Source organism: Thioalkalivibrio sp., assembly GCF_007692535.1.
GTDB lineage: Bacteria > Pseudomonadota > Gammaproteobacteria > Ectothiorhodospirales > Ectothiorhodospiraceae > Thioalkalivibrio.
Genome location: NZ_REBW01000188.1, coordinates 1 through 9934, shown reverse-complemented (window position 1 = coordinate 9934; position 9934 = coordinate 1). Strand labels below are relative to the sequence as shown.

Below are 9934 nucleotides of genomic sequence, written 5' to 3'. Positions count from 1 at the left end.
CACCCCGGCACGTCGGGTTACGCTACGCTAACCCGACCTACAGAACGGGGCCGTGACTTTCACGCTAACTGCGCCGCGACCGTACCAGCAACCCCGCATGGCCGGACAGCAGCGCGTCCGCTCCCGCACGAACCTCCGCCCGCACTTCGCCCGGAACGACCCGGTCCACTCGGCGCGTGAACAGCGTTTCGAAATGATCCTCGTCCTCATCGAGATCCCAGTCGACCGCGCGCAGCAGCGCCTCCGCTTCCGGCGGCATCGCCTCTGGCAACTCACGTCCGGACAGCAGCCCCCACACACCCGTCCAGCAGCGGGCCAGCGCCAGCGGATGATAACCGCCGCCCCCGAGCACCAGCAGGCGCGGAGTCCCGTCCGCATGCCTTGGGGCATCCGTGAGGATGCGCTCCACCACCTCCAGGAAAAGCTGCGTCGAGATGCGGAACTTGCCCAATGGGTCCGGGCTCAGGATGTCGGTCCCCGCCTGCAGAACGACCACCGCGGGCTGGAAGGCTTCCATGGCCGCAGGCCACAGGCGCCCGAATACGTGCCGGTATTCGTCGTCGTTCATGTCGCGGGGCAACGGCACGTTCACCGCATTGGCCAGGGGACCGGAATCCCCGATGCCTCCACCCTCGAAGGGATAGGCATACGCGGTGTCCATGTGCAGCGAAAGGGTCAACACCTCGGGATCATGGCGAAACGCGTCCTCGACGCCGTCGCCATGGTGGGCGTCGATGTCCACGTACAGCACCCGTAAGCCCTCTTGTCGCAGCCGCAGGATTCCCAGTACCGGATCGTTGAGGTAACAGAATCCGCGTGCGGCGTCGGCCCGAGCATGATGCATACCGCCCGCCGGGTTGAAGGCGATCAGGCCCTCCAGCACCAGCTCGGCACCCCGGATGCTGCCGTGGGTAGCAGTGGCCGGCGTGGTGAAGAATCCTGGGAAGAACGGGTTCTCGAAGTTGCCGACGTTGTGCCGCTGCCGGTAACGGTGCGCGACCCGGCCCTCCGCCTCGCACTGTTGCAGCGCGCCGATGTATTCGCGGGTGTGGAACCGTTCGAGTTCCACCGGCGTCGCCGGTCGGGCGATCCGGAACTCCGACTCCGACAGGGCCCCATAGGCCTGAATCAGGTCCAGGGTGAGCGAGACGCGGGGAATGCCCAGCGGATGGTTGTCGCCATAGGAATGACGCCGGTAACGCTCCGCGCCGATCAGCACCGCCCTGCGCGTCGGGGCAATCCGGGACCTGTCGACATCTACATTCAAACCAGCCACTCCTGCCACGGGAAATCGGCTATGACCTGCCACGTCCTGATTATCCCGGAAACTCCACAGAGGATCCCCTAGCGCGCAAGGCACGCTCCCACAAATCCCCCGGCCCCTGTGGGAGCGAGCCTGCTCGCGAACGCGCCGCAGGCGCGACTGGGATGGGTGCCGCACCCAACGCCGATTCGCGTGCGAGGCACGCTCCCACAACCCCTGCCCGGCTCCGGCCTCCGCCCTCCTGTGGGAGCGAGCCTGCTCGCGAACGCGCCGACTTCTTTGCCTTTGCCGTGCGTTTATGCCATAAAGGGGCAACCGCCCGTTCCTCCCCGGGCCCCATCTAAATCCCTGCAATGACGGCGGCCCGCGCTCACGCCCGGGCCGCTTTTTGTTCGACCGATACAGGAGCCGGACCGGCCATGACCGAGAAGCGACCCGTGCTGACCCTTTCCTCCCTGGACCTGCACCGACTGGAGCAGTTACTGGAATCCCTGCCGCCGGACGCGCAGGCGTCACACGCCCCATTGCTGGAGGAACTGGATCGCGCCACTGTGGTGGATCCCATCGCGATGCCGTCCACCGTCGTCACCATGAATTCCACCGTGCGCTTTCGCACCGAACCCGACGGCAAGGAATTCGAACGGACCCTGGTCTACCCCAGCGGTGTCGATGGCAGCGCGGAAAAGGTCTCGATCCTCGCACCCATCGGCAGCGCGATGCTGGGCCTCTCGGTCGGCGACAGCATCGAATGGCCGGCGCCCCGCGGCGGGACCATGACCGTGCGCATCATCGAGATCCTCTACCAACCCGAAGCCTCGGGCGAATACCACCGCTAGCAGCACACAAGCCAAGTACGGATGCGATGTTATATTATTGCATCTTGGGGCGAGCGATGCTAAACAGACGGTCACACTCCGTCCGTGAGCCCCGAGATGATCGCGCCCTCACCTTCCTCTGCTTCGCTCACTGCCCCACAGCCCGTCCCCCGGCCCCATACCTGGTCCTGCGACACGCCCGGCGGAATGGTTGGCATCTTCGAACCGGGGGTCCAGCTGGCCTTCTACCGCAGGCAGCCCGACCCGCGCATCGCAGCCTATCTCGAAGCGGCAGTATCCGCGATGCATGCCGGCAGATCGCTGCTGGTGCAGGCCGGCGGTGCGATCCCTCTCGACCTGCCGGACCGCCCGGGCAGGGCTGCGCTGCTCGGGGACGTCGAGTGGATCACGGGGTTGTATACCGATCTGCTCGGCTGCCCCGCCGCCGCGCTGCGCATCGAGGTACTCGACAAGCCGATGTGCCCGCGCTTTCACGTCGATCGGACGGGGATCCGCCTGACCTGTACCTGGCGTGGTCCCGGCACCGAGTTTCTGGACGATGCCTGGGCCAACCGCGAACGGCTCGGTGCCGGCAGTGGCGGACGCCCCGACGAGGAATCCGGACTGCTGCGCGCCGGTGCGACGGTGGCCCATGTACCCACGTTCGCCATCGCACTGCTGAAGGGATCGCTGTGGCAGGACAATGACGGCCGCGGCCTGATCCATCGCTCGCCGGCCATCCCGGCGGCAGACGCCCCGCGCGTGATGATGTCGCTGGATGCCGTCTGGGAGCGGTGACCCTATAGCCTCCGCCCTCGCCCTGAGCGCGAAGACCGCTGGCTGGACGCGATTGCCCGATCCGTTTCCGATCTGGGGCACGGCACGCGTCAAAACGGCCTGAACCTTTCGCGCGGGCGCTGGCCGCAAAGGGCGCGCCCGTGAAGCGGGCAGCGTCCTGAACCGGGCACGGGAAGTTTGTCTCGGCGCCCGAGCCGGAATCCGGGGGAGTACCGGTCAGCCGTCGTGGCGCAGCAGCCACTCGGGTTCGACCTGTACCGTGACCTCTCCCGCCGTGAACCAGATGATGCCGTCCTGGATCACGCACTGGAGGCTCATGTTCCGCGCAGCGAGCGCGCCCAGGGCCTCGCCGGTTTCCGCGGGCAGACGCAGCACGGCGAGATTCCGCTGACCCGACAGGGCCTCGCCATGCTGGCGCCACCAGACGTCCACGGTGCGCCCATAGGTCAGGACGACCACCTGTTTTGACTGCCCGCAGGCCTTGCGGATGTCGCGCGGGTCGGGCGTGCCCACGTCGATCCAGCGCTCGATCAGGCCGGTTGGGTCCTGCTCGAAGAGATCCGCCTCGTCTTCGGTGGACAGGCCCCGGCCAAAACGCAGGGCGTCGCTGGCATACATGGCAAAGGCCAGCAGGCGCACCATCAGGCGCTGGTCGGTCTCCGAGGGGTGCCGGGCCAGGGTCAGCGGATAACTGCCGTAGTGCTGGCGATCCATGTCCGAGACATGCAATTCCGCCTTGAAGATCGTGGCCTTCAGGGCCATGGGAAAGGGTCAGGCTGGACGCGCGGGGACATGACGGCTCCGGTGGACTCTGACGGAAGGGATGCGATGGTCCCGGCATCCTACCAAAGCCGCGCCTCGAGCCGTTGGCTCACCATGGCCCGGCGGCACAACCGGCCCGTGGCGTAGACGTCGATCACCGGGCCCTCCGGGTTCCCCCTTCGCCTCGGCCCCTGTACGCTGAACGTCTGTCCCCAAGAAGCCTTTCCTGGAGGGATCGACCATGCGCAGCCTGTTGACGATCATGATGCTTTCCATGGCCAGCGTCAGCGCCCAGGGCGGCACGTCCCCCGGTCAGGGGTCCTCCATCGCCCTGCCGGAACCGAAACGCACCGGCGAGGTGTCCATCGAAGCGACCCTGGACCAGCGGCGCTCTGTGCGGAGTTACGATTCGGCGGCGTTATCGCTGGAGGAGATCGCGCAACTGGCCTGGGCCGCGCAGGGCGTAACGGAGCCGCAGGACGAGCTGCGCACGGCCCCATCGGCCGGCGGGACCTTTCCGCTGGAGATCGATCTGCTGGTTGCCGGAAGCGACGATCTGGAGGACGGGGTGTACCGGTACCAGCCGCGCGAGCACAGCCTTGTGCAGCGCATCGCCGGCGACCGCCGCAGCGACCTCCACGATGCCGGACTCGGACAGACGGCAATCCTGGAAGCCCCGGTGGTCATGGTGATGTCCGGCGTGGTTTCCCGGACCGCGCGGCGCTACGGCCCCCGGGCCGAACGCTACGTGCACATGGAAGCGGGCCACGCCGCGCAGAACGTCTACCTCCAGGGGAACGCCATGGACATCGGCACCGTCGTCATCGGTGCCTTCCGCGACGAAGCGGTGTCCTCGGCGCTGGAGCTCAACCGGGGCGAGCAGCCCCTCTACCTCATGCCGCTCGGCAGGATGCGCTGATGCCGACCGGCGCCACTCGAAACGACATCGCCCACAACGGAAACGATTGATGACGGAACCGACCATACAACGCGGAAACCTCTGGTTCTGGCTGATCCTGAGCCTGGCTTCGGCGCTGTCGATCATCGGCCTCGGCCTGGGGCTCGAACCTCGCGGCGCAGCGGTCCTGCGCGCCCCGCTGCATTCTCCGGCGGCCGGCGCCTTCGGCTTCGGCCTGCTGCTCGTATGGGCGGCCTTTGCCTACGCATTGTCGGCGGGGCGTGCCGCCGGCACCCGCGATCTGTTGCTGGCCGTGTTCAACCTGGGCCTGCCCCTGCTGCTGATGCTGCTCTGGCTCCAGGAAGCGAATGCGCTCGCATTGCTGGTCGCGGTAGGCTGGAGCGCAAGCCTGGTGGTGATGGGCATCCGGCTGTTCCAGCGGGAAGCCATCGCCGGACTGATGGTCTTGCCGATCTTCGGGGCCAGCCTGACCGGCATGATGCTCTCGCTCACCCTGTGGCTGATGCCCGCCGCCTAGTGGGACTCGATCAGACGAGGTCCCTTGGAATGGTCACGTCCCAGTTGCGCGAGTAGACACGGCGCTCGCCCTCGAAGGCGTCCAGTTCCGCGTGCAGCAGGAAATGCTCGGGCGTGGACCGCAACACCGTTCGGGTCACGGTATGCACCTCCCAGTCGCCGCGCCGGAAGCCACGCTCCCAGAGGGTTTCGCCGCGGATGGAATTGAAGTCGTCGCCTTGGTAGCTGTACCACTCCATGGCCTTGCGCCGCATCTCCAGATCGATCTTCCGTAACAGAACGGTGCCGTTGTCATTGACGACATCCAGGGTGGAACGGTCTTCGGCCAGGTCACGGATCACCCGCCAGTTGTGCGCCTGCGGCGTCTGTTGGCGGATGGGCGTCGAGGCCGGGCCGACTTCGGGCTGCTCGAAGCCGATCCTCGCGTCTTCCTCGTCCCGACGCGGACGCACGGGCAGCAGAAGGCGACTCTGGCCGGTGATGATGCGCAGGCAGACGGGCTCGGGCGAAGGCCAGGCGAGCGGCCAATACGACGTGGAAATGGACAGGCGGATCCGGTGACCGGCGGGAAACGATTGCGCGACATCATTGCACTTGACCCGCACGCGGTAGGTTTGCCCCGGCTCCAGCGGCTGCGGTGATTCGGAGCCTTCGCGATGGGTCAGGTTCAGCAGACCGTAGGTGATCCGGGTTGCCTTGTCGTCGGGCGCCACATCGGACAGCCGCACCGCAACCATCGCCACCGGCCGGTCCACTTTGACCTGCAGTTCCACCATCGTCGCTCCGAGGATCTCCAGCGACTCCTCCAGCGGGTAGCTGGTGAAGACCAGTGCGCCGCCATCCTCCTCGCGCTGATCGTGGGGCAGATCCGGGGTTGCGGCATAGGAGCACCACTTTCCGGCGAAGAGTCCGACACTGAGCGGCGAGCGCAGGGTCATTTCGCGCTCCGGTGCCGATCGCTCGCTCGGTTCCAGGACGCCCGGCCAGGCCAGCGTCAAGGCCTGGCGGGTCACATGGTCTGATGGCCAGCGGGACTCCCCGACCCACCGGCCCGGCCGCTCGTCGTAATAGGTGGTGGGCGGTACGCTGTCCTGCATCCAGGCGCGCAGCATCGGCTCGTTCATGATTCCCGTGTCCCGCCCCTTCAGCCAATGATCCCACCAGCGCAGGCACTCCTGCAGGAATCCGATCGCCGGACCCGGCACGCCCTGGTGCGGATACTTGTGGCTCCAGGGTCCCACCAGTCCCATCCGCGGCACCTGCAGGTGCGCCAGCATCCGGAACACGGCGTTGGAATAGCCGTCCGCCCAGCCGCTGACCGTCATCACCGGACACTGCACCGCCGACCAGTCCTCGCAGATGGACCCGTGTTTCCAATAGTCGTCCCGGCGTTGATGGCGCAGCCACTGCTCGAGCCACAGACCGCTGCCCTCGAGCCGCTCGAACCAGAGTTCGCGCCAGCGCTCGCCCACCAGTTCGGGATCGGGCGGCAGCGAGTTATAGGCGAACATGGTCGAGGCCCAGGACAGGTTGTCGCCGAGCAGGCAGCCACCCATGTGGTGTACGTCGTCGGCGTAGCGGTCATCGGTGGAACAGACGCTGACGACGGCCTTCAGGGCCGGCGGGCGCATCGCGGCGATCTGCAGCCCGTTGAAGCCACCCCACGAGATGCCGATCATGCCCACCTGCCCGCTGCACCAGGGCTGCCTGGCCAGCCAGCGGATCACCTCGACGCCGTCGTCCAGTTCCTGCTGCAGGTACTCGTCCCGCAACACCCCCTCGGAATCGCCGCTGCCGCGCAGGTCCACGCGCAGGCAGGCGTAGCCGTGCCCGGCGAAGTAATGGTGCATCCGGTCGTCACGGTCCCGGGTGGAATCGCGCTTGCGGTAGGGGATGTATTCCAGGATCGCGGGTACCGGGTCGTCGACGGCATCCTCGGGCCGCCACAAACGTGCCGCCAGCCGCACCCCGTCCGGCATGGTGATCCAGAGATGCTCCTTGATCCGCACCCGCCGGGGAAATTCGGTCCTGGTCTTGGCGCTGGTCATGGCGCGGGTGGCCGCATGGGCTCATTGGCACGGGCGAATTCCAGCGGCAGTCGGGCAAGAACCCGTTCATATTTTCTTTTCACGTCGGCATGATCCTCGCCGCCCACGAAGATGACGGCCACCTCATAGCTGTAACTGTCCTGATAGGGCAATCGCGAGAGCTGCGAGCCCTCGTTCACTGCGATCTCGATCACCACTCCCGGAGCCTCGGACTCGATCGCCTCGATCTCGCTCCGGGTGGGTACTCGGGTCACCAGGGCATCCTCGTACCTGCGCACCATGAACTTCGCCGCGAACCCGAACTGGCCCTCCCGGCGGGGCATTTTCGGCTCGCGCCCCAGCCCCAGGTCGATCATCACCTGGTGGTGATAGCAGCCGTCGACCATCCGGAACAGCGGCGCATGCGACTTGGAGATGCGGCAGTTGATCTCCAGCAGCCAGATGCGGTCGGTGTCCTCCTCCCAGTAGAATTCGATGTTGAACGGCGCGTCGTCGTAGCCGACCTGGCGCATCACCCGGGACGTGATCTCCACCATCCGCTGCTGCACGGATTCCGGCAGGGTCGACGGGTATTCATAGCTCGCGAACGAGGAGCCTGCCGAACCTTCCCGCCGGGAATCGATGGCGCCGTAGACCCGCACTTCACCCTGATACACGTATCCCTCCAGGGTGCACTGGCGGCCCGCCGAGATCAGCGATTCGGCAATACAGTGGTTGCCATCGACGCTGGCGACCTCATCGGGAAGCTCGGCAAACTCCAGGATCAGGTTGAAGGGGTCACCAAAGCGGCGGATCCCGGAACGGGTCCGCTCGATCGCATGCCGAAAATCCTTTTCGTTCTCGACCAGAAACCCGAGGTGCGAAAGCACGGCCTTCACCGGCTTCAGCCAGAAGGGAAACGCGAGGGTGACCTGGCGCAGTGGATCGTCCGCAAACGGATCGACTGCACAGAACTCCGCAATGTGATCCGGCACGGCCTTCGCCTGCTCCAGGCGACTCCAGTACTTGTGTTCGCACTTGAGCACGGCCTCCAGCGCGGGGCCTGGCAGTCCGACCGCCTGCCGCAGAATCGGCAGTGCCGTGCTCACCGGAAAATCCCAGTACCCAACCACCGCATGCACGCCCTCTGAAAACTCCCGCAATTGGCGGCGGCCGTCCTCGAGCAATTCCCGCACGGGAAAACCCTTGCCGCTCTTGAGTTCCCGGTGCGTGAAAAGGGCGTGAAATGCGTAATGGTCCGCGTCAGGCAAAGTCTTCAGTTGGGCCAGATGAAAATCGTCGAGGCCCACTACAAAGATGTTCCGCTGCCCGTCCGAATCGGAAACGGCCATGTCGACTGCACCTCCAGTGGGTGTCCAGTGGCTGACCCAGGCCAGCCGTAACGATCCCCGAACCCGCGCTCGCGCGTGATGCCCGGTATCGGGACCACATATCCTGAAGTCTAGAGGTTTTTCCGCCAGGGTTCCCGCATGCAGCGCCCGGGTATGGGCGCTCCGGCGCGCTGGCAACAGCGGTCATTTGACGCAATGCACAACAACTTCAATACTATACGGATACTTTGGCCTCCGCACGAAGGCCGAGGACTCTCCCGCAAGAGACGCACCGACCATGAGCCATCTCCCTGAAGATACACTGGCACCGCCGCCGACGGACCGCACCTCGGAAACCGACGACCAGCGCATCGAAAACATCCTCCCGCTGCCCCCGCCCGCGCACCTGATCCAGTTTTTCCCGATCAGGAACACGCCGGCGGAAGCTTTCATTTCGGATACCCGTCGCAATGTGCGCGAGATCGTGCACGGCCACTCCGACCGCCTGCTCGTCGTCATCGGGCCCTGCTCGATTCACGACCCCGTCTCCGCACTGGAATACGCAACGCGGCTGACGGCGGAGCGCGACCGGCTGGGCGAGGACCTGGAGATCGTGATGCGCGTCTATTTCGAGAAGCCGCGCACGACGGTCGGGTGGAAGGGTCTGATCAACGATCCCTACCTCAACGGCAGTTTCCGCATCAATGAGGGGCTGCGCATCGCACGCGACCTGCTCGTGCAGATCAATCAGGCCGGCGTCCCCGCCGGCTGCGAGTTCCTCGACGTGATCTCGCCCCAGTACATCGGTGACCTGGTCTCCTGGGGCGCGATCGGCGCCAGGACCACGGAATCGCAGGTGCACCGGGAATTGGCCTCCGGACTGTCCTCCGCCGTCGGGTTCAAGAACGGCACCGACGGCAATGTGCAGATTGCCGTCGCGGCGATCCTCGCCGCCCGGCAACGCCACCATTTCCTCTCCGTGCACAAGTGCGGCCAGGTGGCCATCGTCGACACCCTGGGCAACACCGATTGCCACGTCATCCTGCGCGGCGGGGCACAGCCGAACTACGATCCGGCCAGTGTCGATGCCACCTGCGCCCAGTTGGCCAAGTTCGATCTGCCCGAGCGGCTGATGATCGATCTCTCCCACGGGAACACCCCGGGCGGCTACGGGCAGCAAATGGTTTCCGGCGCGGCGGTGGCCGAACAGATCGCCGCCGGTGATCCCCGCATCATGGGGGTGGCCGCAGAGTCCCACCTGGTCGAGGGCCGGCAGGATCTGAAGGCGGGTCAGCCGCTGGTCTACGGGCAGAGCATCACCGACCCCTGCATCGGCTGGGACGATTCCGTGCGGCTGCTCGATGCACTCGCCCACGCCGTGCGCGCACGGCGCAGGCTGGCAGCCCAGGGCGCGAAGCCGGCGCCCGTCACCGCCTGAACCCGGAGCCCGGGACGGGACACCGCCGTCCTCACGTGTCCGGCCGAGTCCTCAGGGGCTAACG

At 66.2% G+C, this 9934-nt stretch carries 9 protein-coding genes; 5 read left to right on the top strand and 4 right to left on the bottom strand.

The window, feature by feature from the left end; all coding sequences use genetic code 11:
• Nucleotides 1-64: 64 nt before the first annotated feature.
• Nucleotides 65-1267: an acetoin utilization protein AcuC gene (locus tag EA346_RS11145; protein WP_296758569.1), complete on the bottom strand. Its 1203-nt coding sequence runs from the start codon at nt 1265-1267 to the stop codon at nt 65-67.
• 416 nt (nt 1268-1683) lie between these two features.
• Here EA346_RS11145 and rnk point away from each other — a divergent pair, with 416 nt between their 5' ends.
• Nucleotides 1684-2100: a nucleoside diphosphate kinase regulator gene (gene rnk / locus EA346_RS11140; RefSeq protein ID WP_296758567.1), complete on the top strand. Its 417-nt coding sequence runs from the start codon at nt 1684-1686 to the stop codon at nt 2098-2100.
• 96 nt (nt 2101-2196) lie between these two features.
• The gene (locus tag EA346_RS11135) at nt 2197-2877 is read left to right on the top strand and encodes a DUF1826 domain-containing protein (RefSeq protein ID WP_296758566.1); all 681 of its coding nucleotides are present in this window, start codon (nt 2197-2199) and stop codon (nt 2875-2877) included.
• 216 nt (nt 2878-3093) lie between these two features.
• Here EA346_RS11135 and EA346_RS11130 read toward each other — a convergent pair whose 3' ends face one another.
• Nucleotides 3094-3639, bottom strand: a complete 546-nt coding sequence (locus EA346_RS11130; RefSeq protein ID WP_296758564.1) for a YaeQ family protein — start codon at nt 3637-3639, stop codon at nt 3094-3096.
• Nucleotides 3640-3880: 241 nt separating this feature from the next.
• Here EA346_RS11130 and EA346_RS11125 point away from each other — a divergent pair, with 241 nt between their 5' ends.
• Both EA346_RS11125 and EA346_RS11120 read left to right on the top strand, forming a co-directional pair.
• A complete protein-coding gene (locus tag EA346_RS11125; RefSeq protein WP_296758562.1) occupies nt 3881-4558 on the top strand; it encodes a SagB/ThcOx family dehydrogenase in 678 nt (225 codons plus the stop codon).
• A 49-nt stretch (nt 4559-4607) separates the two neighbouring features.
• A complete protein-coding gene (locus EA346_RS11120; RefSeq protein ID WP_296758561.1) occupies nt 4608-5075 on the top strand; it encodes a hypothetical protein in 468 nt (155 codons plus the stop codon).
• Between the two features lie 10 nt (nt 5076-5085).
• Here EA346_RS11120 and EA346_RS11115 read toward each other — a convergent pair whose 3' ends face one another.
• Nucleotides 5086-7122 (bottom strand): CocE/NonD family hydrolase, encoded by a 2037-nt coding sequence (locus EA346_RS11115; RefSeq protein ID WP_296758560.1) that lies wholly within the window; start codon nt 7120-7122, stop codon nt 5086-5088.
• Complete coding sequence (locus EA346_RS11110) at nt 7119-8453, bottom strand: ATP-grasp domain-containing protein (RefSeq protein WP_296758558.1); 1335 nt, start codon at nt 8451-8453, stop codon at nt 7119-7121. Before EA346_RS11110 ends, EA346_RS11115 begins: the two co-directional genes overlap by 4 nt.
• A gap of 277 nt (nt 8454-8730) precedes the next feature.
• Between EA346_RS11110 and EA346_RS11105 the strand changes: the two genes are divergently transcribed.
• On the top strand, nt 8731-9870 hold the full coding sequence (locus tag EA346_RS11105; RefSeq protein WP_296758556.1) for a 3-deoxy-7-phosphoheptulonate synthase: 1140 nt from the start codon (nt 8731-8733) through the stop codon (nt 9868-9870).
• Nucleotides 9871-9934: the final 64 nt, after the last annotated feature.